Here is a 26,969-nt window from a genome sequence, read left to right on the forward strand (position 1 = left end):
GGATAGTCGCCCAACGCTTCTATCAGCATGCGAACGGCGCGTTCTTTAATCTCAGGAGTGTAGGTTTGTTTTTTCATTGTCGTATTCTCTCAGAATGTTGAGTCTCCGACAATCCCGGGGCGGTTCATATTTCTAAAATGACGCTTGATGATGTTTGGGAAGATTATGACCCTGGAGAGTTCCTTTCCAAGTACTTATTTAAACACTCAGAATTTAATAAAATACATAATTTATCAGAGATAGTAGATAAAGATATTGGATTGGTCTTTGAGAATATTGATCCTTATATTACATTACGTATTTTAGCTGAAAATCAGGCTAATAATGATCTTGACGTTTTTTGGAGTTATGCTGATATAGTCAATAACGGATGGGTTCATAAAGATGAAATTTTTGAAAAAGTAGGTGTAGGTCAGGAAATTTTATTTGTTACAGAAGGTTCGTCAGATACTCACATACTAAAGAAAGCCATACAGTTACTATGTTCAGATATCTCTGATTTTTTCACATTTATCGACATGGAGGATAATTATCCATTTACTGGAGATGGGAATCTCTATAACTTCTGTAAAGGGCTTATAAGTATTGGTATTGAAAAAAATGTTTTAGTTATATTTGATAATGACGTAGCAGGTGTGGCTAAATACAATCAGCTGAGTGAAATGGATGTTCCATCTAATATGCATATTATCAAGCTACCAAATCACGCATCTTTTGAATCCTATAAGACAATAGGTCCACAAAGTGAAAGCTTCGAAAATATTAACGGTACAGCTGTAGCCATTGAATGTTTCTTGGATCATTCAGTCATTGACAGTACGGAATCTTGTATTAGATGGACTTCATATAACAAATCATTGAATGCTTATCAAGGTGAATTGATTGATAAAGATAGATATACAAGAAAGTTCCTAAAGTTCAATCATAATAATGGTAATTATGATTACGAGAAGTTGAAGTTTTTGATTGATTTTATATATAACGAGTGGATTGGGAGGGTTTCTCAATAAGCGAATTGAACTAGAACTTAATTCTGGGGAGTTTCCTAAAAACTGTGTAACTGCTTATAATCCACTAACAGGAGAATAAGCAATGACTAACCAAACTGACATCAAGAAACTGGCTGAGCAAATGGCTGGTAGCATGAAAAGCTTCGATGACATCAAAGACTTTCAAAAGCAGCTCATGCAATCTTTTATCGATACTGCCTTGGAAGCTGAGATGGAAGACCATCTTGGCTACCCTAAGCATGAGAAAGCAGATAAGCCAAATAAACGCAATGGGCATACTAAAAAGACCGTCCGCAGTGACACAGGCGATCTTGAGATCTCCACCCCAAGAGACCGTCATGGTGACTTTGAACCTGAGCGAGGAAATAGCGAAGCACTGCTTCGCCCGAGCGCAAGACAAGAGCTGTGCTCGCGTGGGTGCGCAAGCATCAAACCCGTATTAGTGGCCTTGATGACAAGATCATATTCCTTTACGCCAAGGGTCAAACCACCACTGAGATCGTAGAGAGCATTAAAGAGCTCTACGATGTCGACATCTCAAGCTCTCTTGTCTCAAGAGTCACTGACAACATATTAGAGGACATCACCGCTTGGCAGAACCGGCCGTTAAGCAGTGTTTATCCTATCGTCTATTTGGACTGCATCGTCGTCAAAGTACGTCAAGACAAGCAGATCATCAACAAGGCTATCTATCTGGCGCTAGGCGTGGGGCTTGACGGTAAAAAAGAGCTGCTTGGTATGTGGCTCTCAGAGAATGAAGGCGCTAAGTTCTGGCTGGGTGTTCTCACTGAACTACAAAACCGCGGCGTACAAGATATCCTCATTGCCTGTGTCGATGGTCTAAAGGGCTTCCCCGATACTATCAACACCGTTTATCCCAACGCTCAGGTTCAGCTGTGTATCGTGCATATGGTGCGCTATTCCATGAAGTTCGTGCCATGGACGGATAAAAAGGCCGTAGCGGCTGATTTAAAAGCCATCTACGGCGCTGATACGCTTGAGATGGCAGAGGCCAACCTTGAGCACTTTGATGAGACTTGGGGCAAGGAGTATCCGCATGTCATCAAGTCTTGGCGCAATAACTGGGAGGGCTTAACGGTGTTCTTTGAGTATCCGAAAGACATCAGAAAAGTGATTTATACCACCAATGCGATAGAGTCGCTAAACAGTGTGATTCGGACGGCAGTGAATAAGCGTAAGGTGTTCCCCTCTGATCAGGCAGCATTCAAGGTAGTATATCTGGCAACCCAGCAGGCGTCTAAAAAGTGGTCGATGCCCATTCGTAACTGGACGTCTGCTTTGAATCGCTTTATGATTATGTTTGATGATCGTATAAGCAGGCATTTAATCTAAATGGCAGTTACACAGAATCTGGGATGGTCTCTAATTCTGAGCTATATTTATTTGCTATCATTTGGCTACGCTACACTTTTTGATAAAAGTTCGCTGCGTACTGTTAGCACTTTAAGAAATGTTATAAGCGAATTTTTACTTTGAAAGCACTTAAACCTAGTATTTTAGCTAACACACCTAAATTACTGAATACAGTTGAGCTAGCCAAGATAACTACTAAGTTATTAGTATATTATTTAAGTCTACATATCTAAAACAACTCACCCATCTCAATATCTTCCTCAAAATCAAAACCTAACTGCTCATCTTTACGCTGCCTCATTTGTTCTATACGCAGCTTACGTCCTGCGATAAGCCTTAGCACCTCGCGTTGCTGCTCTGTCGTCATCTCATGCCATAACTGGCGCTCCGTTCGACTACGCAGGCAACCAAAGCAATAACCCTTCTTATTGCTTTGACAAAGACCAATACATGGGTTGGCAATCTCGAACAGCTCAAACTGTTGATTCATGACTCCTCCATAATGACTATCGTCATTCCTTTGACCTGCATAAAATCACTGTACAACATTATTATGTCGCAAATACCGACTAATAGTGTGCCATTTTATTATTATTATTTCCGTCTAGCGGGTGCTATGCTTAGCTTTGATAGCCTTTATAAGATAATCATAACAAAATTAATAAGTGAGATGATACGTGAACTTGATTTATATCCATGGATTAGACAGTGATGCCAACTCGACCAAAGGGATGTTGTTAGAAAAATATTGCCAGCTTCATTATCCTGATATTGATGTGCTGCGTCCTGATTTAAATAAAACCCCTGCGCAAGTGTGTGAGCAACTACTGTCTTTAATCAAAGCGCTAAATGATACTGAAGATGGAAAATCAGCAGATAAACAGACTGAGTTATCAAATACGGTATTAATCGGCAGCTCGCTAGGTGGGTATTTTTCTACTGTGATAAGCAATCAGATAGGTTGCCCAGTTTTATTGCTCAATCCTAGTATCCAGCCCCATATCACCTTACAGCGTTTCTCCAAACAATCAGTATCAAGTCAAGATGATTTAAATGAGTCATCTATTAGCAAAGTCCTGCATACGACAGCGGGTGGCTGGAGTATTACGCCTACAGATTTACAGTGGTTTGCAGATCATCAGCTTTTATCAGTAAATTATCCCGATAAAATTGCTGTGCTTTTAAAAGAAGGCGACGAGCTGTTAAATTCTGAATTGTCTAAATGTTTTTATCAAAGTCATGGCGCATCGGTAACGGTGCAAGTAGGTGGCGATCATCGCTTCAGTGACTTTGATGAGCAGTTGCCCATGGTGATGAATATCTTACAGAATTTAGTTCAATCTTAAATAGACGACATTATATGACGTAAGCGATGGAGTATTAACGTTAACGTCGCCATTTTTCGTTATAATGGTTTAATAGAATTAAACGCACGCGAACAGTTAAGGATGCATTTGTGAGTCAATATAATGCGCAATCATTAGAAGTTTTAGAAGGTCTTGAGCCAGTCCGTCGTCGTCCAGGTATGTATACCGATACCACCCGCCCGAACCATTTGGCGCAAGAGGTTATTGATAACTCAGTTGATGAGGCGTTGGCTGGTTATGCTAAAACCATCAAGGTGCAATTGCATAGTGATGGATCGTTGTCTGTCGAAGATGACGGGCGCGGTATGCCAACTGATATTCACCCTGAGTTTGGTCAATCTGGTATTGAGCTGATTTTGACCCGCTTGCATGCAGGTGGAAAGTTTTCGACCTCTAATTACGAAGTGTCAGGTGGTCTGCATGGTGTAGGTATCTCTGTCGTCAATGCGCTATCAACCCGCGTTGAAGTTACGGTATGGCGTGATAGCACACAGTTTGATATGGCATTTGAAAATGGCGCACCAGTTACGCCATTAACGCAAGCAGTCAGCTCAAACAAACGCAAACGTGGCACAAGAGTACACTTTTGGGCGGATGGTAGTTTCTTTGATACACCCAAATTTAATGTAAAACAGCTTAAGCATAATTTAAAAGCAAAGGCTGTTTTGGCCGCTGGACTGACGATTGAATTCACTGACGATATTAATGATGAAAAGGTCGTTTGGCAGTTTACGGATGGGGTAGTCGAGTATCTAAGCGAACAATTAGATGGTTTGGAAACATTACCTGAAGCACCGTTTTATTATAATTATGATGCGAAAGCAGGTGAACGAGCGGCTATTACCTTTGCCTTGTCTTGGTTACCTGATGGTGGCACGCCGATTCAAGAAAGCTATGTGAACCTGATTCCCACAGCTCAGGGCGGTACGCACGTCAACGGACTACGCACGGGTATCTTAGAAGCTCTGCGTGAGTTCTGTGATATTCATAATTTGCTACCACGTAGTGTGAAACTAACCGCGGAAGACGTCTGGGATGGGGTGAACTATATCTTGTCTCTGAAGTTCTCTGAGCCGCAGTTTTCTGGACAGACCAAAGAGCGCTTATCTAGTCGCGAAGCGGCGGGCGCTGTACAGACGTTGGCAAAAGATGCCTTTAGCCTATGGTTAAACCAGCATGCGGACATGGGCACGCAAATCGCTGAATTGGCGATTAATAAAGCAGGTCGTCGTCTAAAATCGGCCAAAAAAGTTGCTCGTAAGAAAATTACTCAGGGACCCGCATTGCCTGGTAAATTGGCAGACTGTCGTGGTGACTTGCGTGATGGTGCTGAGTTGTTCTTAGTAGAGGGTGACTCTGCGGGTGGTAGTGCTAAGCAAGCAAGAGATCGTCATTATCAGGCGATATTACCTCTGCGTGGCAAAATCCTAAATACATGGGAAGTATCATCAGACACGGTACTATCAAGTCAAGAGATTCATGATATTGCCATTGCTATCGGTGTCGATCCTGCCTCTGATGATTTGTCCGAGCTACGTTACGACAAAATATGTATTTTAGCGGATGCTGACTCTGATGGACTGCATATCGCGACATTGATTTGCGCACTGTTTGTGAAGCATTTCCCTGCGTTAGTAGATGCGGGTCATTTATTTGTGGCCATGCCGCCATTATATCGAGTAGATGTAGGTAAAGAAGTTCATTATGCATTGGATGAGCCAGAGCTTGCACATATCTTGGCTAATGTACCGGGTAATAAAAAAGCTCAGATTACACGTTTTAAAGGACTTGGTGAAATGAGTGCTGAGCAACTACGTGAGACGACGATGAGCCGTGATACACGCCGCTTAGTACAGTTAGATATGGATGATATGGTACTGACCAATAGCGTGATGGATATGCTACTGGCTAAGAAACGTGCCTCTGATCGCAAGTCGTGGCTTGAGAGTAAAGGTGATTTGGCCGATATTTCTTAACACTTAGCAATGAATCTAAAGAAATATGGGTGCAGAATATCGAAATAGGTCATTACTTATATTTATGGCTAAACGATCTATCACATAATAAAAGCACGCAAAATTCAGCCTAGCCACAAAGGCTTAATGGTATTATGTCAGTACCTTTCATTATATTGTGCTGTCATGATACCGAAGATTTTTAACCGTTCTAAGTCTGTTGCTTCTAAACCTGCGCGCTCCAAAGTGCTCCCAAAACTTAGCAAAAAGCATTTGGGAGACAAGGTTCCAAAGCGTGGCAACAAGTTTGCGCCTGTTATTGCATCCGCACTGTTAAAGGCGTCAGGTTGGCGTACGGTAGGCGAGATTCCAAATATCTCACAAGCTGTAGTGCTTGCGCTGCCACATACTTCTAATGTGGATGGTATTTATGCGATTCCAAGTCTTTTTGCATTAGACATTAAAATCAGCATTATGGGCAAGCACACGCTATTTAAAGTACCTGTATTTGCGCAATTATTAAATTGGATAGGGGTTATTCCTATCGATCGTGGCAACAAAGGCTCTGTACTTCAAGCCAGTATTGATAAGTTCAAAACTGGTGAACCATTATTTTTGGGATTATCGCCAGAGGGTACACGGCAATATACTGAGTCGTGGAAGACAGGTTTTTATTATTTAGCGGTGGGTGCTGGTGTACCGATTTTGCCAGTAGCGATGGACTACAATACTAAAGAAATACGGTTTATGTCGCTGGTTTATCCTACAGGTGATATCGAAGCAGATTTACCAAAAATATATTCTCAGTATAAAGGGGTGTTGCCAAGACACCTTGCGCGCTTGTCGCAGCCACTACAAGACATCAATAATGCAGCTGAATAAGCCAAATGGTATAAATAATAGTTCAATTAGTTAAGTCAACAGAACTGGTTGTATTGCGGGTACGCAGGGTAACAGCTACCTACAACTAAGTTCTGATAATTGATGTTGAAAAAGCCCTTGATATGATGATATCGGGGGCTTTTTTTTTGAGTAATATGTTTGAATATTTGTCAGTGTGAAAAACTAAAACTAAAACTGTGGCTGTCCGTTAGAGGCACTAACACCGCCGTCGACAGGTAGGTTAACACCAGTAATCATGGAGGCGTCATCACTTGCTAAGAAGGTAATGGCAGCAGCGATGTCCTCTGGGGTTGCTAGACGTCCAAGCGGACAGCGAGCTAAGAACTTATCCGTTTTAGACTCATTATCTTGGATAGCCGTAGTCATATCAGTTTTGGTGATGCTTGGATTAACCGCGTTGACGCGAACACCATCTGAACCATGATCTAATGCCAATGTACGGGTTAAATTGGTTACACCCGCTTTAGCGGCATTGTAAGCAGCCATGTTCCAGTCTCCACCCACACCTGAGAGCGATGAAATATTGACGATGTTGCCCTTTGATGTAATCAGGTGAGGCATAGCAGCTTGAGAGACGTAAAAAGTCCCGTTTAGATTCACATCGATAGCAGAGCGCCAGTCATCGGCAGACAATTCCGTGATTTTACCTTGGGTTGCTTTGCCAGCATTATTTACCAAGATATCAATCTTACCGAATTTGTCGATAGCACGTTCAACCATCTCTTGTACTTGGCTTTGGACACTGATATCGCATGTAATAATGAGGTAATTATCGGTGTGAATCCAAGTACGATCTTGCGGCAACTCTTTGGCAGTCTCTTCTAGTGTTGCTGCCGTACGTCCTACTAAAACCACACTAGCGCCTTCCTCGGCAAAGCGAATGGCAGTTGCACGGCCAATACCAGAGCCTGCACCCGTTACAACGACGGTCTTTTCTTTAAAACGCTTCATAATGTTTAATCCTTATTATTATATAATAGTCATTAAAAATTCAACGACTATGGTTTCGATAAATACAACTCAGTACAGTTTGTCATCCATAAACTTGCACACAAGCAATATTGCTTTGATATCATCATAACAAGTGATCGCTTTGAAAGCGACTGTCTCTGATAGTGCTTATGTAGCATAATTTTGCATCATTCAGATATTTGTAATACGCGATAATGATGTTGTTATTAGGAGCTGGCATGTGCGATATTCACCATACGATAATAGAAGGTTGGAACTTGTGTCCCATTCGATTACTACCATGCCCGACTGGGGCTATCTGACGACTGAACTAGTCAGTTATTTACAAGCAGATGCTATGGCAGTGACTTTAGCAGGCATGCATACGATTGAGCATGAATACAATGCTCAGTATATCGCTCGTCACTACCAATATCAGTTACCACTTGGCAAGCTGCAGCTGTTGGAGCTGACACTGTATCTACCCTATGATACAGAATCAGCCGATATTGAGGCTGTACGTATGACTGCGGTAAAGTCAGCACTTACGTGGTACAAGTCATTATCGTCTCAAAATGAAGAAAATGCCTTAGCTGGTTATGAAGCTATGATTTTTGACATTCAGCTTGTTGGAGGAAGTAGCAATTTTAATCAAGATGATAACGGTGACAGTGGGAACCATTCAAACAGTGCTCTACAACGGCTTAAACATAATTTTGGGGTTCGTTACTTTTTAGAAGACTTAGTTGTCGACATGAGCGAAAGCATGCAGCAGCTGCAAGTCTTTAGCTGGGATGACTGGTACTCGATAGCAGCAGTACGCACCCCATGTGAATTATGGCGTTTCTTAGCTTATCATTTAGAACAGCTGCAGCAGTCGGCCGTAAATCATATTCCAAGTTTCGAGTCAGAAGACGCTTTGGTTGAGCGTTTTTTGCAAAGTCCAGACCTGTTTGCTCCTGCCATTGTAGTCGACAATGCGCTCATCAAAAATGAAGTACAAGACGAACCTAACTCAGCACTGGTCGCCATCACACTTGCCTACAAAAACCAAAGTTCAACTGCTCAAATGTACCATCAGCATATGATACAAGCAGCCACGATATGGTCTCAGCTAAGTATGCAGATGATAGATACGTATGGTAAAAAGCACGCAGCTAATAATGACGACCAAACAGGAATACCGCTCGCTCACTGGCAACAACAACTGCTAGATGAGTCTTTGTTTTCACGTCACGAGCTTATCCGTACGCTATATAGACACCCTAAACAAAGCGCAGCGCTGCAAAAAGATGGCTATGTGGTACATCAACATTCTTATGAAAGTTTGGGCCGTCATTATGTGCTGGTGTTTTATGGTCAGGAGTCAAAGGGTCCTAATAGCAAAGCCGCTGTCCAACCAAGGCTAGCAAAGATCGCACAGGACGTTGCCACACGTTTGCCAATTATTGAGCTACATCATATAGTCGTGCTTGGTATCGATTTTATCACTGAGAATAATGAGAATTTTTTCGATATTGATTTGTGGATTCAGCCAGTTGATGCGATGACTCAAAGGGAGCGCCAACTCACTAAGCAAATGCAAAAGCTAAAACAACAAGAATTAGATAAGCAAAATACGCCACCTGCTAGTAGCGTGGAAGGTGGTAAACCTGCGAAGGCGCAAAAAGAAAACTTACCTCAAGTACAGATGAGCTTAACGATTCCAACGCGAAAAGATAAGCAGTAGATTGTAGCGTGAAATTGTTTGAATGAACTTTTATACTAAGAGCTTCGATAACAATAACTACAGATTTATTAATATATTTACTGACATAAAAAAAGACAGCCTAGGCTGTCTTTTTCGTATCTAAACTAAACAATCAAAAATACTTATTTATTGAGGTCTTCATTAAGACCGCTACCAGGAAGTATGTCATCACTGTTGTAGATGTCATTAGTATCAACACGTGGTGTATCAATTATATCGGTACGTAAATCAGTGGTAGGAGTGCTAGCAGCAGATGGCGTGTTTTCACGAACTGAATCAGCAACCTTTTCTTGAGTTGATGAACTTGGCTGTAGCGCAGATTTTGCTTTCGCTTCAGTGCGTTCATGATCCATCTTGTCCTGCATTTTACGTAGGAAGCGAGCTGCAGCTTCTTGACCACCAAGACCAAATGATAGGGCAAAGGCAACGGCTACCGCGCCTAATGTTAGGCCAAATGCTAAGTTAACGATTGAATCGGCAATACCCATCGCTTTTAGACCCATTGCTAATACTAGGCCCATGATTAATACGCGTACGATGTTTGCTAGGAATTGTGAACCTTGCTCAGAACGTTCAACCACACCTGCAATAATATTGGCAAGCCAGAATCCGATAAATAGGATAATTGCGCCTAGGATGATGTTCGCACCGAATGCGATAAACATTGTGATAATAGCTGAGATAGGCTCGAAACCTAACAAATCAGCAGCTGCAATAGCGGCAAATAGCATAGCGAAGAAGATAATCGCATAACCAACTAGGTCAGAGATTTTCTTATCGCCCATGGTTTCTTGTAGACCAACTTTCGCAGGTAATTGATTGATTTGAGTGTTCTCAATCAGACCTTTGATGATGTTGGCAACCATGCGTACAACATAGAAAGTTACTACTAGGATAGCGACTGCCATAAAGATGTTTGGCAAGGCTTCCATGATTTTGTTAAGCATATTGGTCGCAGGGCGAGCAATTACTTCGATTTTTAGTGCATTTAGAGCAGCGATAATGGTTGGAATGATAACTACAAGAAATGCTAATGAACCTGCAATGTTAGGTAAGCTATTTTGCTCACTTAAACCTGCTTTTGAAGCCAATTCTTGTACATTAAAAGTAGAAACAAGGTTGGTTACGATGCCGCGTACGACTTTGGCAATGATATAACCAACGACGAAGACCACACCAGCAATCAAGATATTAGGGATAAAGCTAAAGATTTTGTCGACCATATTAGTCAGTGGTGCAAACAAACCATCAAGCTCTAATTGACCAAGTACCATGGTCAACACAACCAATAAGATGAACCAGTAAACCATATCAGCAATCGTGCTGCTCATTGGTTTTACACCAGCTTGTGCACTTAAACGCTCATCCATAGAGGTTTTCGCGAGTGCAGCGTTGATCGCTGTGCGTGCAACAGTAGCCACGACCCAACCGATCACACCAAGTGCGATAGCGCCGATAAGATTAGGGATAAATGCCAATACTTGATTAACCATATTTGCGAATGGTGCTGAGATAGAGTTTAAGTTTAATTGGCTAAGTGCGCCTGAGATAGCAATGATGAAAATAAACCAGAAAACAATTTTGGAGATGATACCTTCAAGGTCGTAGGTCTTACCAGTTGAAGAGTTCATACGCTGATTGAGATTAACTTTAGAGAGTACGCCGCGTACCAGTGCTGCGATACCAAGGGCTACTAGCCAACCAATAACGAATATCAAAATAGCACCAATGATGGAACCGATAGGTCCACCGAGATAGCCGTTAAAAGATGTGTACATTGGGTTCATCTTATCCTCCTTGAAGCATCTTATATAACTCGCCAAATACAAAAATATTATTACCAGTATTACTCAGCCAAACAAATATAAGATAGTGTTATAAACAGTATTTTTAGTTTAAGTTATATAGGGATATCATAATTTATAATCATTAACCTCTATCAGAAGTACTGGCTTTAACATTTATGGCATCAATTACTTGCCATGTCGATTATTACATCGCTATAAATGCCAAAACACTGATGATAGAAGCTTACGATTGGTTACGTATCCCCTTAACTAATTTAGCTTAGCTGATGTATAGGTAGATTTAAAGACAGAAAGCTTAACCTGTTACTATATTTGTGTGATAACTTGTTATTATGATAGAAGATATTAACATAGACTATACATTGACCCGATAATTTCGTGCAAAGCGTGGTTCCCAAAACTAAGATTTGTTATTATAGAGGAATGTGACATCTCGCCACTATTCTTACAATTAGAGAGTACTTTATGAAAAAAATCACTACTTTAGGCGTTAGTGCACTTGCTAGCGCTATGTTGTTAGTAACAGGCTGTAGCACCAACAATGGCAATCAAGAAACAGCCGCTCAAAGCGTTTCCATTACTGAACAAAGCTCAGCTAGTGAAAAAGTAGGTTATAGCTTAGGTTTCATGATGGCAGAAGGCAATAAAGACGCTGTCAAAGATCTAGACCTAAATACTTTTGAAAAAGGCTTCCGTGATGGCTACGAAGGCAATGAATCAGCATTGACCCAAGAGCAAATGCAACAAGTATTGATGGACTATCAAAAAGAGCAAGAAGAGCAATTCGTTAAAGACATGGAAACCAAAGCGACAGAAAATAAAGCCGCTGGTACTGCATTCTTAGCAGAAAACGCCAAAAAAGAAGGCGTTAAGCAAACAGAGTCTGGTTTACAGTATAAAGTTATTAAAGCAGGTACTGGTAAATCACCAAAAGCAACTGACGTGGTTGAAGTAAACTACGAAGGTAAATTGCTTGATGGTACAGTATTTGACAGCTCTTATGAGCGCGGTGAGCCAATCGAGTTCCCACTAAACCAAGTAATCGCTGGCTGGACTGAAGGCCTACAGTTGATGAAAGAAGGCGGAAAATACGAGTTCTATATCCCATCAGACATCGCTTATGGCGAAGCGGGTAACGCTGGTATTGAGCCTAACAGTACGCTTATCTTTACTGTTGAGCTATTAAAAGTAAAATAAGTATCTAAAGCAAAAATTATTAGTTTAGGTACTTAACCTAAAGAAGCCTTCATAATTATATGAAGGCTTTTTTATGGGTAAATATTTATGTCAACTTGATACCGAGCTTATAAAGCCGATATCAAGTTGGTGATAAACTATAGATTCTTTTGAAAGACTTTAGAGTTACGGCCATTATGGTATTTCTCTAAACGTGCTTCAGGTAAAGCGCTGGCTTCAACTTCAGCAAAGCCTTGCTCGACGAACCAATGCGCAGTACGAGTGGTTAAAACAAATAACTTATACAAACCATGGCTACGCGCTTGCTGTTCTAGAAACGCTAACAAATCTGCGCCGCGGCTACCACTGCGGTACTCAGGACGTACGGCAACACAGGCGACTTCCGCTGACTCTGAATCTAGCGTATGCAATGCTGCACAGCCCAAAATCATACCATCGCGCTCAATCACACTATAGTTATCAATCTCTTGTTCCAAGCGCTCGCGTGAGCGGCTGACCAAGATACCTTGCTCTTCTAGAGGTGACAGTAGCTCAATAAGACCAACCACGTCATCGATATTGGCACGGCGAATTTCTTCATAAGGGTCGTGGCTAATCAGCGTACCAGAACCATCACGTGTGAATAGCTCTTCTAGTAATGCGCCGTTTTTGGCATACGAGATAATATGCGTACGATGCACACCTTGACGACAGGCCAAACTTGCACAATTCAAGAAATAATTGATTTCACAATTTAGATCACGATCACGTAAGAAGCGATCAACTTCGTTTGGAATCATTTCACGTAATAAACGATCATCGTCGTTGATACCCGCTTCTTCGCCTAAGAAGATAAGCTTGTCAGCACCCAGTGCTACGGCAGCGCTTAGGGCAACATCTTCAGCCAATAAGTTAAATACTTCGCCAGTCGCAGAGTAGCCCATCGAGCCTAGTACAACGATATGGTCATGAAGTAGATTATTTTTGATGGCTTCCACATCGATAGAACGCACTTCACCCGTCATTTGGTAATCAATACCTTCACGGATACCATATGGGCGCGCTGTCACGAAGTTACCCGATATCGCATCGATACGTGAACCATACATCGGAGAATTGGCCAGTCCCATGGATAGCTGAGCTTCAATCTGTAAACGAATAGCACCAACGGCTTGTAAGATAGATGGCATCGCCGCACGTGGCGTAATACGGATATCTTGATGTAGCGGCGATTCAATATTAGCGTCTTTTAAATTCTTTTCGATTTGCGGTCGTGCCCCGTGTACCAGTACCAGCTTGATACCCAAGCTATGCAACAAGGCAAAATCATGAATAAGTGTGCTGAAGTTCGCATGATTGACCGCTTCACCACCAAACATGATCACGAAAGTTTTGCCGCGATGGGTATTAATGTAGGGTGCAGAGTTACGGAACCAATGGACGTATTCAGGGTTGATCTGGGGCATGGAGCTAGTAGTCATAATGGGAGCAGTAGTCGTTAGAATAAGAAAAGGGGCGCAGCAAAAAAATGCCTAACGCTAAAGATTTACCATAGCAAAAAACGCGGTTATGAGCTATCTTTTATTTCAGCTGTATTCAAGCATTCTTATTGCCAATCGCTGATATACACAACCTCAACACTGGGTTAATGTACGCACAAATGCTTTTTGTTATGCTAAGCGCTATTGCTTTACAGATGCTGAGCGAAGATAATCAGGTTAGATAAGTGAGTTCATGTTTTTCATAGATTGTATGAACTATTTCACAGCAATATCTTATATACATCGTAATGCTTTTTATCTGTTGAACAAATTATAAAAATAACTTAAGTTGCACCATCTGTGTTTTACCGATATATCAACCAGGGATAATGAAAATCATGAAAAAAAGTAACCAGTTTGCTAGCCCGTTCAGTGCTTGGAGCGGCCACCGCTTATTTCACGTTGTTGCCGGTACGCTTATCGGTGCAATGGTCGTTACACAAGCCTCAGCGATGCTGCCAACACCAGAGCAAGCGGTTGATAGCTCAATGGCTATTCAGACAAATGCTAACAAGACCAGCAATTCAAGTGCTCAGGCCGTTAATAGTAGAATCACAGCGTCGTTGGTCAGCGTTGATGCCAACGGTCAAGAAGTGCTTGTCCCTGTAGATACCAATACTCGTTTGCAGCCAGGTAATGTATTGGAGTATCAAGGGTACTTTACCAATACCAATGCAGATCGCGTACGTAAAATGACCGTTACGATGAGCATCCCAGAGCAGGTAGAGCTGTTAAAGACAGTTGCTCCTGAATTCCCGTACGGCAGTGTAGATGGCAATAACTTTGCTCGTATGCCATTACGTACCAAAGTAGATAATCAACTACAAGATGTCGCGCTTAAATACTATAAAGCGGTACGTTGGGACCTAGAGGGCGTAGGTCTAAATGATACGGTCGCTGTAAAATATCGCGCGCGCGTTAAATAGTCCTGAATTTTTGGATTAGAATTTAGCTAGTATTGATGTAGCTAGCACTGAAAACTATCCGTTTAGTACAGAAAGCTATCAATAAAAAAGCACCACAGTTTATAACTGCGGTGCTTTTTTATTGATGTGATAGGACGTTTGATAATTTTACTGATAAATAATTAATAATACTCAATTACAGCGTGGCATATTTGCTACTAGATTTCTCTTGGATAAGTTGTTTAATAGCATTGATTTGCGGCGTTGTAGCTTGAGCGCCTGCTTGTATTAAATTGCGTCGCTGCCTAGTATCTATTGAACTGTTATGACCGACATGGGGAGTAATAACAATATCTGCTCGATCCCGCTCGCTCTGATTTGACGCGGAGCGATTAGCAGTCAGGTTAGTAGCTAGAATATTGGTTTCGAGAAATCCCCAAAAGTCACTCAACGAGTTCATAGTCGGTATTTGATTATTAGTATTATCACTGCCTTGAGCTCCCGTTACATCTACAGCAATGACAATATCAGCACCCAAGTCATAGGCGCTATCTACGGGTACTAAGCTGACCACACCGCCATCGATATATTTTTTACCGACCTTTTCAGGAATGCGTGGGGCAATAAAAATATTGGGTACGCTACAGGATGCTTGTACGGCAAGCCCAGCATCACCAGTGGTAAAGACTGTTTTGTTTAGAGTGTGTTTCTCTGCTGCGATTGCCGCAAAAGGAATGGGGAAATCCTCTATGACTTGCGCATTCACTTTGCTATTAATAAAGTTTTTTAACTTAATACCTTCGATAAAACCTTGATTGGACAAGGTAAAGTCTGTGAGCTGGCTATCTGTAGTGGTCAGTGCCAATTGCTCAAGCTGTGCCGGCGTGTAACCACTGGCGTATAAGCTACCAATCAAGCTACCCACACTCGTCCCGACCACCAATGTCGGTTTGATACCGTTTTCTTCTAGCGCCTTAATGACGCCCACATGGGCAAACCCTTTTGCGCCACCACCACCCAATACCAGTGCGACAGTAGGGACCTTAATAACAGGCTCTGGCGTTGCAGGAATAGTCGATGGCAGTGTGCTACACGCACTAATATAAAAACCGAGTATAGGTATTAAGCTCAACCTCAGTAGTTTTAGATTATGACGAATTAGGTTGTGACGAAACTGATGAGGCAAAATAGAAACAAGCATAGAAAAACACCTTATGAAATTGCCATCATTCAAAAAATCAGACATCAGTTATTGGTATGATGAGGAGAAGCGGTTTATCTATAGTAGATGGACTGTATAGATGCTATTTTACTAAATAGCCTAGCATAAGCAATTGTATTGTCAGCTATAATGAAATGAGTCGATGTTTTTATACGTACTATCGTTATCGCTATTTTATGGCATAAGCCATTATATGCGGTCTATTAAAAATGCTCGATTTAGCATACGAAAATTAAAAATAATATTGTTAGGACCTTTAATGCCAATATCGGAGAGTCATGCCTCAGCCAACTCATTAGATCACTTTAGATCTGACATGCCGCTGTCAGCACTAGATATGCCAGTGTCTGCGCTAGCAGGTGTGGGGGTAAAAGTCGCAGAGCAGTTGGCGCAATTGAATATCAAGCGGATATTCGATTTGCTATTACATTTGCCTCGTGACTATGAGGATCGTAGTCGACTAGTATCAATCTCAGATGTAGAGCATGGACAGTCAGCGCTAATTACTGGTCATATCGTCCATGTCGATACCAAGCGCAGTGGGATGACTGTGACGGTGGACGATGATACGGGTACAATATCGTTACGGTTTTTTAAGGTCTATCGTGGTCTGGTACAGACTATGAATTTGGGAACACGTTTACAGCTGTTTGGTGAGGTCAAAGTCAGCCGTTACGGCAAGCAGGTACATCATCCTGAATATCAAGTTATCACTGATAATACAGTCATGACTGATACGGGATTGCAGCCTATTTACCCTACTGTCAAAGGCTTACATCAAAACAAGCTGCGTACTTTAATTAAACTGGCATTGCAAACGGTTCGAAGCCAAGGTCTGCCGATGACATTGTTTACGGCTGAAGATTTTGCAGTTGTATCCGATTTGCCATTAGTACCTTTTGAGCCATCCAAATCAGCGGTGTCAGAGGCCGAATATACCGAAGATATTTTCTCAACGTTAGCACGCAGCGTGCCTGACAATGTGACTAGCAATGCGATTGGCAATAGCGTGTATAAGCCCAATCCTTCTACCTATCAGGCAGATAATGACATACATAACGTCGCTGCCAGTATTGCTCAGCATAATGTCTATAATTTAACGATATTTGAAGCATTGGTACTGCTGCATACGCCGCCTACTTATACTAGCGCGTCTCAGCAATACAAACTATTCACTCAACTCAGTGCTCGTACGCATGCTGCTTGCCAGCGCTTAATTATTGAAGAGTTGACTGCGCATCAGCTCAGTCTGCTATATCGTCGCCAACAGCTACATCAGCATAAAGCGCCCAAATGTACTACCAATAGTCCTCTTGCTGACAAGCTGTTTTCTGCATTGCCTTTTGATTTAACGGGTGCGCAAAAAAGAGTGATGAAAGACATCACTGCGGATATGGCAACCTCAATTCCGATGCTAAGACTGGTACAGGGAGATGTGGGTGCTGGCAAGACATTGGTTGCAGCAGGAGCAGCGGGTTATGCGCTCGATAGTGGCTGGCAGGTCGCGGTAATGGCACCGACTGAGATTTTGGCAGAACAGCATCTACTGAATTTTAAGCAATGGTTTGAGCCATTAGGTATTGGTGTCGGTTGGCTTGCCGGTAAGCAAACGGCCAAACAGCGCCGCGAAGCATTGGAAGCAGTCGCAGAAAATACAGTGCAAGTGGTGGTCGGTACTCATGCACTGTTTCAGGAGCAAGTTCAGTTCGCTAAATTAGGCTTGGTTATCATTGATGAGCAGCATCGATTCGGTGTTGAGCAGCGTATGGCATTGACCAATAAAGGCGTGGCTAATAGCACACCTCACCAGCTAATCATGACTGCAACACCGATTCCAAGAACCTTAGCGATGAGCGTCTATGGCGATATGGATACTTCAATCATTGATGAGTTGCCACCGGGGCGCACGCCAATTACGACGGTAACCATCGATCGCAATCGACGCGATGAAGTCATAGAACGTATCGCGATCAATTGCGAAGCGGGCAGGCAAGCGTACTGGGTATGCTCACTGGTAGAAGCGTCTAGTGTCTTGGATGCGCAGGCAGCCGAAGCCACTTATGAGGATTTAAATGAACGACTAGATATTCGTATTGGACTGGTGCATGGCAAGATGAAGTCTGCTGATAAGCAAGCCATTATGCAGGAGTTCAAAGCAGGTAATTTAGACTTGTTGATTGCGACAACTGTCATCGAGGTAGGGGTCGATGTGCCCAATGCATCATTGATGGTTATCGAAAATGCGGAGCGTTTGGGGTTATCGCAATTGCATCAGCTGCGCGGGCGAGTCGGACGTGGTTCGACCAAAAGCTTCTGTGTACTGTTATATCAAAAGCCGCTATCGGAGACAGGTACTGAGCGACTAAATGTCCTACGCGATAGTACTGATGGATTTGTCATTGCTCAAAAAGACTTAGAGCTACGTGGGCCAGGAGAGCTGTTAGGCAAACGTCAAACGGGTAATGTTGGCTACTATTTGGCTGATCTGATCCGTGATGAGCAATTATTTGCCATTGCTCAGCGGTTAGCGAAGCATTTGATAGCAGACCCTGCGCGAAAAGCAGATGTCAGTCAATTGATTCATCGCTGGATGCCTGAGGCAAGTCGTTATACCAATGCTTAGTTTTTAGTGCTTAGTATCGGCAAATGGGTTTGATATGTCATTGAATATAGCTCTGGATATAATCAAACAGCATGGCCACAACGTTAACATTCTTTATAAACGATACTCCATCCATAGTCAGTCGTTGAATACATCAAAGATTCAACGACTGACTATACGCGCTCTTATTTCTTTAAATCGGTCGATATGCCTTGAACGTTGCACAGATATTCGGTCTAAGTTTCAATTAAATTTATGAACGCTAGACACTATATATAAAAATAAGGTGGTGTATCAAAAAGTATGCTGATTAAAATTCGAACAATTTTTGAAGCCTTTAAAGCCCTATAGAATCAGGGAACTTAGCATGGATTTCTTATTGACTTTTATCGCTAGCATACTTTTTGATACACCACCAAAAATAAGATGATGACTAAATATATGCTATTCTCGATAATTTGATGAATTATTATAATAATAAACAGTGCTTTAGAGAACATCGTAATACTCTCTGTAAGTAACGCTCATAGCCCTATATCAGACTATCCAAACATTGCTTCGATTGCGTGCCACTTTTTATTATTTCTATGACTGATTGATATTTTTAGTCATTCTATATCGAGTATTTCAATATTGACTGTACCTACAGAGAGTTATCATGAGCGATTTTGAAGAAACCCATTCTAAGCCGTCAGCTGAAGCTGAGTTGCCGCCATATCGTCAAACTGACACTGTATCTCAAAGACCATCTGCAAAACCACCAATATGGTTGTGGCCCGTGTTGGCAGCCGTGCTAGTGATAGGGGTGCTGCTTGGCAAATATTGGGGCAATGATAGTAATGCAGCTACAGATGAGTCAGCAACTGCTAATTCTGTCGCAAACGATCAGGCAACTGGTAGCGATGCTAGTATTGAGCAATCAGTACTCTCAGTAGAAACAGTCAGTCCAAGCCAAGATGATATCGGCAGCACGCTCAGTGCCGATGGAACCATTAATGCTAAGGATATTGCGAACGTCAGTGCAAAAGTCAATGGTGTGGCTATCGAGCGTATCTTGGTTGAAGAAGGCGACCGCGTTAGAGCAGGTCAAGTTTTAGCCGTGTTCGATACTGATGCTATGGAGCAGCAAGTGCTACAGGCGCAAGCAGATGTCGCAGAAGCGGAAGCTACCCTTGCCAATGCCAGCGCTGATGCTGCACGTGTGCTGCCATTGATCGATATCGATGCCATCAGCAAACAAGAAGCCGACCGCTACCGTACCTCGGAAGTACGTGCCAGAGCTTCTTTGCAAGCATCCAAAGCTCGTTTGAGTAATCAGCGTTTGACATTAGAGAACGCAAAAGTCGTCGCTCCTGTCAGCGGTATTATCAGTGAAAAAATGGTAGAAGTCGGGCAGGTGGCAGGCGGGGATCCACTATTTACAATTATCAAAGGCGGGGTTTTGGAATGGCGAGCAGATATAGATCCTAAGCTTATCGGTGATATAAACGTCGGTACGCCTGTACAAGTCAGTCTTCCGGGTGGTGATACAGTGATGGGGCAAGTAAACCGCATCGCACCCACCGCAGACAACAACCGCCAAATTACGATTTATGCCAGCCTAGCTGCCAACTCAAAGATACGTGCAGGCATGTATCAAACAGGCGAATTCCTATTAGGAAGTACCAGTACGCAAACGATTCCTAATAGCGCCGTGGTCAGTAATGATGGTTATGATTATGTGATGCTCGTTACCGAATCGACTACTCGAGACGATCGATCGATGGGACGTATCAAGCAGCAGCGAGTGACATTGGGTGAGCGGTTGAGCGAGAGCGTAGCAGTGTTAGAGCCTTTGCCAAGTGACAGTCGTATCGTAAAACAGGGCGGTAGCTTCTTAAATGATGGTGACCTAGTGCGCGTTGTTAATGGTGTGTCTCAAACCAGTAAGCCAGTGCAGGCACAGCCATGAGCTTAAACGTCTCCGCTTATTCGATTAAAAACCCGCTCGTTGCTATCTTGCTGTTTGTACTGCTGACGTTGGGCGGCATTTACGGTTTCATGAAAATGAAAGTCCAGCAGTTTCCGGACATAGACTTGCCAGCAGTGGTGGTGACGGTGACGCTACCAGGTGCTGCGCCTTCACAGCTCGAAAACGATATCGCCAAAAAGATTGAAAATAAACTGACCAGTATCGAAGGCGTGAGTCATATTCGTACCACGTTACAGACGGGTGCGGCGACCATTGCTACCGAATTTACCTTAGAAAAAGACATTCAAGAAGCGGTAGACGATGTGCGCTCAGCAGTCGGTGAAGTACGTGGTGATCTACCAGCTGCGGCCAACGATCCTATCATTACCAAAGTATCTACCGCTGGGTTTCCAGTGGTTACGTACTCTGTTGCTGCTGAAAATATGAGCGTGGAGGATCTATCGTGGTTTGTTGATGATACCGTTACCAAGCGGCTATCTGACATACCAGGCGTTAGTACCGTAAGCCGTGTTGGTGGGTTGCAGCGTGAGATCACGGTTGCTGCTGACCCAATTGCGTTAAGTGGTCTGAAGTTTTCTATTTCGCAATTATCGCAGCAAATCGCTGGTATCCAGCAAGACAGCTCTGGCGGGGAGGCAGAAGTTGGCAAGACGACTCAGACCATCCGTGTTCTCGGTGCCGTTGAGCGAGCAAATGAGCTAAACGATTTGCAAGTGGCTGTCCCTACAGGAGGCACACAAGCTTTAGGTCGGATGGCAGAAATCACTGACGGCGCAGCAGATCCAAGCTCGATTGCTAAGCTAGATGGTCAAACCGTGGTGGCATTTAATATCACTCGCTCGCGTGGGGCTAGTGAAGTCGATGTGATGGAGCTGGTTGATGAGGAGCTTGCCAAGCTGACCGCTGATGTGGGTAATATCAGTATTGAAAAAGTCTATGACCGAGCGACACCCATTGCAGAAGATTATGAAGCCTCATTAAGAATGCTCATCGAAGGTGGTTTGTTGGCTGTAGTGGTAGTCTTCCTGTTTTTGCGCAATATTCGAGCGACTATCGTTGCCGCGGTCGCTTTGCCGCTATCAGTCATTCCAACTTTTTTAGGTATGTATTTATTTGACTTTAGTCTGAATATCATCTCACTACTGGCATTATCATTGGTTATTGGGGTGCTAGTTGATGATGCAATCGTTGAGGTCGAAAACATCATACGTCATCTACGTATGGGTAAAACGCCTTATGAAGCAGCGATGGAAGCCGCTGATGAAATCGGTCTGGCCGTTGTCGCGACTACTTTTACTTTGATTGCGGTATTTTTACCAACGGCCTTTATGGGCGGTATCGTTGGACAGTTTTTCCGTCAGTTTGGTTGGACGGCTGCCTTATCAATTTTTGCCTCGCTGATGGTAGCTCGCCTGATTACCCCTATGATGGCAGCTTATATCTTGCGACCTGAGAAAAAGCACGTCGAAAAACAAAGCGCGATGATGAAGTACTATCTTAAGATTGTGTCTTGGACCCTACATCATCGCTGGCTAACCATGGGTGCAACGCTTGTTTTATTTGTGGCATCGCTAGCTTTGGTTAAGCTGTTACCCACGTCATTTATCCCTGATAATGATATCGATCAAACTCGAGTGGCTATTGAGCTGACACCTGACGTCTCTTTGGAAGATACTGAGCGCGTGGCGGCGCTAGCGAGTGCTCGCATTTTGGCCATGCCTGAGGTGACTAATATTTTTACTTCAGTGGGAGAGGCGCAGGCGTCGATGGGTGCGTCAGATGGTGGCGGCGGTAAGGCTGAAAACATTGCCGGTTTGGATATTGTGCTTGCACCGCGTGCAGAACGAGGCACCAAGCAAGAGATAGAGCGCAAAATTAGCAAACTGATGACAGAAGTGCCAGGAGCACGGTTCACAGTCGGGCTATCGAGTGGTGGTGAGAGCGGTTATAACTTTTCATTAACCAGTACCAATCCGCAATTGCTTGAACAAACTGCACAAAAAATCATGTCTGAGATTCGGGGGCTACCAAGTGCAGGCGCTGTAACCAGTGATCGCAGTCTACCACGCCAAGAGCTAACGGTAACGCCAGATAGATTGGCAATGGCTGACAAAGGGGTGACCACGCAAGATATCGCTACGACTCTACGTGTGGCGACTGTAGGCGACTACGAGCAGCAATTGTCCAAGCTTAATCTTGATACGCGCCAAGTACCAATCGTTGTACGTCTGCCGGATGTGGCTAAGCAAAATGTTAGCCAACTAGAAGGTTTGTACGTGCCGAGCACTATGCCTGCCGGTCAAGGCGTGCGCGTCGGTGAGGTTGCTACGCTAGACTTTGGCACTGGGCCTGCGCAGATTAGTAGATTGGATCGAGAGCGTGCTATTAGTATCACGGTACAACCTGCGAGTGGCGAGCTTGGCGATTTGGTACAAGCGGTCAAAGCAGTGCCGACCATGCAGCAACTGCCGCCTTCGATTACCATTATCGACCAAGGTCAAGCCGAAAACATGGCAGACCTCTTTAGTGGCTTTATCATTGCGATGTCCGTCGGTGTGGTCTGTATTTTAGGCGTGCTGATTCTACTTTTTGGTCGTTTGTTGCAGCCTTTTACCATTCTGATGGCGTTACCTCTGTCGATTGGTGGGGCGTTTGTCGGCTTGGTTATTACCAATAGCAGCTTATCGATGCCTTCGATGATTGGCTTTATTATGCTCATGGGTATTGCGACTAAAAACTCAATCCTGCTGGTCGATTACGCGTTGATTGCCCAGCGCCGAGGGCTGGCGCGTTTTGAGGCTATCGTAGATGCATGTCGTAAGCGTGCACGGCCTATTATCATGACGACCATCGCGATGGGTGCAGGCATGCTGCCATTGGTATTTGGTTGGGGTGATGCAGATCCTACCTTTAGGCGACCGATGGCAGCAGCGGTACTGGGTGGTCTGGTAACCTCTACGCTATTGAGCTTGGTTGTTATTCCTGTCGTCTATACCTTGATGGATGATTTATCTGGATGGTTTGCTAAGTGGCTAGCTCCACATGGTAAACCTAGTGACTTCTAATAGTCACTTTTCATAGAGAGCCAAATAGTGAGCCAAATAGTGAGGCAAATAGCTAACCAAATAGTTAGCTAAGACACGACACAATAATAGCAATCTGGAAAACGATGTATGATTAACATGCTCTCAATTAGGTCATACACTCGTCAGACTAGAGGACATTCTCATGACTTTCATCAGATTGTTTTGCCCTTGCGAGGGGCAATAAATATCGAAGTTGGGAGCTATACTGGAAAAGTTATCCCAAGCGAATGTGTTGTGGTCAAGACAAATGAAAAGCACTACTTTAGCGCTGAAGAGAATGCAAAGTTTATCGTTGTAGATACAGATCTGTTGCCAGAAAATGTGTTTCATTCATCACAAATTGTCTTTTCTATAAGTTCGCCATTGTTGGCATTTTTGGAGTTTTCAGAAAGTCAGTTAAGGTATCAAATCAATCCTGAAGTTGAGAGACTGATGTTTGATACCTTTTATAAGCTTCTAGAACAACAAAATCTATTTGTGCAATACGACGCTCGAATTAGAGAAGTCGTCGCATATATTCACCACAATTTTTCTAACAACCTTTCTGTTGAAGTATTGGCGGATATCTCTTGTCTCAGTGCCACACAGTTTAAAAAGAACTTCAAATCGCAAACAAACCAGACCGTCACTGAGTACATCACAAAGATCAGAATGCAAAAGGCGCAAGCTTTGTTACTGCATACTGATTCACCTATCGCTATCATAGCCGAACTGGTTGGTTATACGGATGTTAGCGCTTTTAGCCGCCGCTTTTCTAAATATTTTGGTATTGCCCCTTCCAAATTAAAACACGTCTAACCAGACATACAAACCGTCTAATCTGCACAAATAGTAGTCTATAACTCTCTATAATAATGTTATTCATTATAACGTTAGAGGTAGCTACTATGCTGCAGAATAAATCTAGTCTAAGTGCTATTTTATGTGTGATAGCTGCCAGTGTCCTTTGGGGAACGACAGGTACAGCCTCTGCTTTTATACCTGATATTAGTCCATTAGCCGTTGGTGCGTTTTCGATGGGGGTAGGCGGTGTATTGCTAGTATTGAATGCTAAGAATAATTTACTAAGCGATAGACAGAAACTACTTTCTAAACCCAGTCTCTTATTCATCGGTAGCCTATGCGTTGCTATCTATCCTTTAGCTTTTTATTCCTCTATGAGATTGGCAGGTGTCGCTATTGGTACAGTGATCTCAATTGCCAGCGCGCCATTTTTCACTGTCGTCATGGAGCGTCTGATTAGCAATAAAAGAGTCACTAGTCGATGGGTGGTAAGTTTTATATTTGGTGTGGTTGGCGTTATTTTACTGACTTTAGGGAAAACCCAATATTTAGATATAAACGCACAAGCGAATAATCGAATATTAGGCATTTTATTAGGATTAGTCGCAGGATTGACCTATGCCACATATTCATGGACAGCACGTCAGATGATAGAGAACGGGGTAAATTCTAAATCAGCGATGGCCAGTATGTTTGGTCTGTCGGCAATCTTATTGTTGCCATCATTATTATTAACAGGGGAGAACCTGTTTTTGGATGCAAAACATATAAGCGTTGCCCTATATCTGGCAATTGCGCCGATGTTCTTTGGTTATTTACTTTTTGGTCAAGCGTTGAGAGCGATTGAGGCGAGCAAAGCGACACTTATCACGTTATTAGAACCTATCGTGGCCACTATATTGGCTATCATTATAATCGGTGAAACATTCTCTCCTATCGGCTGGCTAGGAATGTCACTCATGATAATCTGTCTCTTGCTGCAAGTAATAAAGACGCCAAAACTGACAGGTTATCGAGGAAGGCGTGCACTGTACAAGTAACAAAGCAATATAAGTAACAAAGCAATATTTCTGACGATAAGCAGTCTTTTGATGAGTGACTGCCTGCTAAGTATGACTCTTTGTATGACGTTAGTCTAAAACTGGTAAGTTGAATGGATTAGTTGGGTTAGTCTTTGCTATAGTCTGTCCAATCAAATTAATTGAAGAAATTGTTTATCTCTTATAGCACTATTTTAATTTTACTAATAGGTGAGTAGCTGCTAGAACGATAAACCAATCGCTATAAACTAATCTTTAAAAAACTAGAAAATAAGGAATAATTATGATTAACGCATATGCAGCAAAAGAGAAAGGTGGCAAATTTTAGCCTTATGAATATGACCCAGGTGCTCTAGGCGATCACGAAGTAGAAATCGAAGTATAGTCAAGTCTATATAAATCCGCTACAGCGTCATCCTCGCTAAGCATACTAATGTATAACTTGCACTCGGTTTCCTTGTATCGAAATTATATTGAACTGACAATACATAGCTGCGGCATTTGCCATAGTGACTTATGAATGTGGCAAAACGAATGGGGTATGACTCAATATCCGTTTGTCGGTGGGCATGAGGTTGCAGGTAAAGTCCTTAATAAGGGCAAGCATGTACAGCATTTAGAGTTGGGTGATAAAGTCGGACTTGGCTGGCATAAAGAGTACTGCAATGTCTGCGATCTATGCATCGATGGAGACCACAACCTATGCCCTGAGCAAGAAGGTACGATCATTGGTAACCACGGCGGCTTTGCAGATAAAGTACGCGCAAAAGATACTAGCGTCATCAAGATACCTGAAGGGCTTGATTTTAACGCGGTAGGACCACTGTTATGTGGTGGTGTCACAGTGTTTAACCCGCTCATTCAGTACGATATCAAACCAACTTCTAGAGTGGCTGTAATTGGTATTGGTGGTTTGGGTCATTTGGCATTGCAGTTTGCCAATGCGTGGGGCTGTGAAGTGACAGCATTTACCAGTGAATCAAAAATGGAAGAAGCAAAAGAGATGGGCGCTCACCATTCACTCAACTCAAGAGACGATAGCGAAATTGAAAAAGCCGCAGGTTCTTTTGATTTAATTATCTCAACAGTGAACGTCGATATGAACTGGGATGTCGTGATCAAAACGCTAAGACCAAAAGGTAAGTTGCATTTTGTTGGGTTATTAGAAGCGCCACTAGAGATATCGGCTGCACCAATGATTATGGCTCAGAACAGTCTATCAGGCTCGCCAGTTGGCTCACCAGCGACGCTACGTAAAATGCTAGATTTTGCTGCGCGCCATGATATTCAGCCAGTCACTGAAACATACAAAATGTCTGAGATTAATGAAGCGTTTGAGCGACTAGAGAGTGGTAATGCTCGCTATAGAGTGGTACTAGAAAGAGACTAAACGTTGTTATAGTCAATCCAAGATAAAAGAAGTACAACCCATATCATGAAATAGTTTAGGTAAATTATTCTCCATCCAACCTTGGCGTAGAAACTTAGCTTGCGCCCATTTCTTTTCAATAGGATTTAAGTCAG

At 42.9% G+C, this 26,969-nt stretch carries 18 protein-coding genes and 1 pseudogene; 14 read left to right on the forward strand and 5 right to left on the reverse strand.

What is annotated here, in order from left to right; all coding sequences use genetic code 11:
- Positions 1 to 137: 137 nt before the first annotated feature.
- Positions 138 to 1,010, forward strand: a complete 873-nt coding sequence (locus tag JMX07_RS12540; protein WP_201608267.1) for a HEPN/Toprim-associated domain-containing protein — start codon at positions 138 to 140, stop codon at positions 1,008 to 1,010.
- A gap of 82 nt (positions 1,011 to 1,092) precedes the next feature.
- Positions 1,093 to 2,363, forward strand: a pseudogene (locus JMX07_RS12545) (IS256 family transposase).
- A gap of 250 nt (positions 2,364 to 2,613) precedes the next feature.
- Here JMX07_RS12545 and JMX07_RS12550 read toward each other — a convergent pair.
- On the reverse strand, positions 2,614 to 2,874 hold the full coding sequence (locus JMX07_RS12550; protein ID WP_201608268.1) for a DUF1289 domain-containing protein: 261 nt from the start codon (positions 2,872 to 2,874) through the stop codon (positions 2,614 to 2,616).
- Positions 2,875 to 3,061: 187 nt separating this feature from the next.
- Between JMX07_RS12550 and JMX07_RS12555 the strand changes: the two genes are divergently transcribed.
- From JMX07_RS12555 to JMX07_RS12565, 3 genes are all read left to right on the forward strand, one after another.
- Complete coding sequence (locus JMX07_RS12555; RefSeq protein ID WP_201608269.1) at positions 3,062 to 3,730, forward strand: YqiA/YcfP family alpha/beta fold hydrolase; 669 nt, start codon at positions 3,062 to 3,064, stop codon at positions 3,728 to 3,730.
- Positions 3,731 to 3,840: 110 nt separating this feature from the next.
- Positions 3,841 to 5,727 (forward strand): DNA topoisomerase IV subunit B, encoded by a 1,887-nt coding sequence (gene parE / locus JMX07_RS12560; RefSeq protein ID WP_057762142.1) that lies wholly within the window; start codon positions 3,841 to 3,843, stop codon positions 5,725 to 5,727.
- A gap of 165 nt (positions 5,728 to 5,892) precedes the next feature.
- Positions 5,893 to 6,588, forward strand: coding sequence for a lysophospholipid acyltransferase family protein (locus JMX07_RS12565; RefSeq protein WP_227684838.1), 696 nt, complete (start codon positions 5,893 to 5,895; stop codon positions 6,586 to 6,588).
- A 189-nt stretch (positions 6,589 to 6,777) separates the two neighbouring features.
- On the opposite strand, the gene JMX07_RS12570 is transcribed toward JMX07_RS12565, so the two are convergent.
- On the reverse strand, positions 6,778 to 7,560 hold the full coding sequence (locus JMX07_RS12570) for an SDR family NAD(P)-dependent oxidoreductase (RefSeq protein WP_201608271.1): 783 nt from the start codon (positions 7,558 to 7,560) through the stop codon (positions 6,778 to 6,780).
- 280 nt (positions 7,561 to 7,840) lie between these two features.
- Here JMX07_RS12570 and JMX07_RS12575 point away from each other — a divergent pair, with 280 nt between their 5' ends.
- Positions 7,841 to 9,289, forward strand: a complete 1,449-nt coding sequence (locus tag JMX07_RS12575; protein ID WP_201608273.1) for a hypothetical protein — start codon at positions 7,841 to 7,843, stop codon at positions 9,287 to 9,289.
- 143 nt (positions 9,290 to 9,432) lie between these two features.
- On the opposite strand, the gene JMX07_RS12580 is transcribed toward JMX07_RS12575, so the two are convergent.
- Positions 9,433 to 11,097 carry a mechanosensitive ion channel gene (locus tag JMX07_RS12580; RefSeq protein ID WP_201608274.1) on the reverse strand — a complete coding sequence of 555 codons (1,665 nt, stop codon included), beginning with the start codon at positions 11,095 to 11,097 and terminating at the stop codon, positions 9,433 to 9,435.
- 486 nt (positions 11,098 to 11,583) lie between these two features.
- Here JMX07_RS12580 and JMX07_RS12585 point away from each other — a divergent pair, with 486 nt between their 5' ends.
- A complete protein-coding gene (locus tag JMX07_RS12585; protein ID WP_057762133.1) occupies positions 11,584 to 12,315 on the forward strand; it encodes an FKBP-type peptidyl-prolyl cis-trans isomerase in 732 nt (243 codons plus the stop codon).
- Between the two features lie 137 nt (positions 12,316 to 12,452).
- Here the strand turns inward: JMX07_RS12585 and argA are convergent, their stop codons facing one another.
- Positions 12,453 to 13,775, reverse strand: coding sequence for an amino-acid N-acetyltransferase (gene argA / locus JMX07_RS12590; RefSeq protein WP_057762129.1), 1,323 nt, complete (start codon positions 13,773 to 13,775; stop codon positions 12,453 to 12,455).
- A gap of 398 nt (positions 13,776 to 14,173) precedes the next feature.
- Between argA and JMX07_RS12595 the strand changes: the two genes are divergently transcribed.
- Positions 14,174 to 14,761: a hypothetical protein gene (locus JMX07_RS12595; protein ID WP_201608275.1), complete on the forward strand. Its 588-nt coding sequence runs from the start codon at positions 14,174 to 14,176 to the stop codon at positions 14,759 to 14,761.
- Between the two features lie 175 nt (positions 14,762 to 14,936).
- Here JMX07_RS12595 and JMX07_RS12600 read toward each other — a convergent pair whose 3' ends face one another.
- Positions 14,937 to 15,941, reverse strand: a complete 1,005-nt coding sequence (locus JMX07_RS12600) for a patatin-like phospholipase family protein (protein ID WP_201608276.1) — start codon at positions 15,939 to 15,941, stop codon at positions 14,937 to 14,939.
- 280 nt (positions 15,942 to 16,221) lie between these two features.
- Between JMX07_RS12600 and recG the strand changes: the two genes are divergently transcribed.
- The 6 genes from recG to JMX07_RS12630 all read left to right on the forward strand — a co-directional run bounded on the left by recG (position 16,222) and on the right by JMX07_RS12630 (position 26,835).
- Complete coding sequence (recG, locus tag JMX07_RS12605; RefSeq protein WP_201608277.1) at positions 16,222 to 18,585, forward strand: ATP-dependent DNA helicase RecG; 2,364 nt, start codon at positions 16,222 to 16,224, stop codon at positions 18,583 to 18,585.
- A 637-nt stretch (positions 18,586 to 19,222) separates the two neighbouring features.
- On the forward strand, positions 19,223 to 20,515 hold the full coding sequence (locus tag JMX07_RS12610) for an efflux RND transporter periplasmic adaptor subunit (RefSeq protein WP_201608278.1): 1,293 nt from the start codon (positions 19,223 to 19,225) through the stop codon (positions 20,513 to 20,515).
- Positions 20,512 to 23,601 (forward strand): efflux RND transporter permease subunit, encoded by a 3,090-nt coding sequence (locus JMX07_RS12615; RefSeq protein WP_201608279.1) that lies wholly within the window; start codon positions 20,512 to 20,514, stop codon positions 23,599 to 23,601. Before JMX07_RS12610 ends, JMX07_RS12615 begins: the two co-directional genes overlap by 4 nt.
- 108 nt (positions 23,602 to 23,709) lie before the next feature.
- Positions 23,710 to 24,420, forward strand: a complete 711-nt coding sequence (locus tag JMX07_RS12620) for an AraC family transcriptional regulator (protein WP_201572792.1) — start codon at positions 23,710 to 23,712, stop codon at positions 24,418 to 24,420.
- Between the two features lie 89 nt (positions 24,421 to 24,509).
- Complete coding sequence (locus tag JMX07_RS12625; protein ID WP_201608281.1) at positions 24,510 to 25,445, forward strand: DMT family transporter; 936 nt, start codon at positions 24,510 to 24,512, stop codon at positions 25,443 to 25,445.
- A gap of 520 nt (positions 25,446 to 25,965) precedes the next feature.
- On the forward strand, positions 25,966 to 26,835 hold the full coding sequence (locus JMX07_RS12630; RefSeq protein ID WP_413786688.1) for an NAD(P)-dependent alcohol dehydrogenase: 870 nt from the start codon (positions 25,966 to 25,968) through the stop codon (positions 26,833 to 26,835).
- Positions 26,836 to 26,969: the final 134 nt, after the last annotated feature.

The organism is Psychrobacter immobilis, from assembly GCF_904846235.1.
Taxonomy (GTDB): Bacteria; Pseudomonadota; Gammaproteobacteria; order Pseudomonadales; family Moraxellaceae; genus Psychrobacter; species Psychrobacter immobilis_C.

Bases quoted from the DNA above. Each gene is read 5' to 3' on its own strand.
- JMX07_RS12540 (WP_201608267.1), top strand. From the start codon at position 138: ATGACGCTTGATGATGTTTGGGAAGATTATGACCCTGGAGAGTTCCTT.
- JMX07_RS12550 (WP_201608268.1), bottom strand. From the start codon at position 2,874: ATGAATCAACAGTTTGAGCTGTTCGAGATTGCCAACCCATGTATTGGT.
- JMX07_RS12565 (WP_227684838.1), top strand. From the start codon at position 5,893: ATGATACCGAAGATTTTTAACCGTTCTAAGTCTGTTGCTTCTAAACCT.
- JMX07_RS12570 (WP_201608271.1), bottom strand. From the start codon at position 7,560: ATGAAGCGTTTTAAAGAAAAGACCGTCGTTGTAACGGGTGCAGGCTCT.
- JMX07_RS12580 (WP_201608274.1), bottom strand. From the start codon at position 11,097: ATGAACCCAATGTACACATCTTTTAACGGCTATCTCGGTGGACCTATC.
- JMX07_RS12585 (WP_057762133.1), top strand. From the start codon at position 11,584: ATGAAAAAAATCACTACTTTAGGCGTTAGTGCACTTGCTAGCGCTATG.
- argA (WP_057762129.1), bottom strand. From the start codon at position 13,775: ATGACTACTAGCTCCATGCCCCAGATCAACCCTGAATACGTCCATTGG.
- JMX07_RS12595 (WP_201608275.1), top strand. From the start codon at position 14,174: ATGAAAAAAAGTAACCAGTTTGCTAGCCCGTTCAGTGCTTGGAGCGGC.
- JMX07_RS12600 (WP_201608276.1), bottom strand. From the start codon at position 15,941: ATGCTTGTTTCTATTTTGCCTCATCAGTTTCGTCACAACCTAATTCGT.
- recG (WP_201608277.1), top strand. From the start codon at position 16,222: ATGCCAATATCGGAGAGTCATGCCTCAGCCAACTCATTAGATCACTTT.
- JMX07_RS12610 (WP_201608278.1), top strand. From the start codon at position 19,223: ATGAGCGATTTTGAAGAAACCCATTCTAAGCCGTCAGCTGAAGCTGAG.
- JMX07_RS12615 (WP_201608279.1), top strand. From the start codon at position 20,512: ATGAGCTTAAACGTCTCCGCTTATTCGATTAAAAACCCGCTCGTTGCT.
- JMX07_RS12620 (WP_201572792.1), top strand. From the start codon at position 23,710: ATGATTAACATGCTCTCAATTAGGTCATACACTCGTCAGACTAGAGGA.
- JMX07_RS12625 (WP_201608281.1), top strand. From the start codon at position 24,510: ATGCTGCAGAATAAATCTAGTCTAAGTGCTATTTTATGTGTGATAGCT.
- JMX07_RS12630 (WP_413786688.1), top strand. From the start codon at position 25,966: ATGTGGCAAAACGAATGGGGTATGACTCAATATCCGTTTGTCGGTGGG.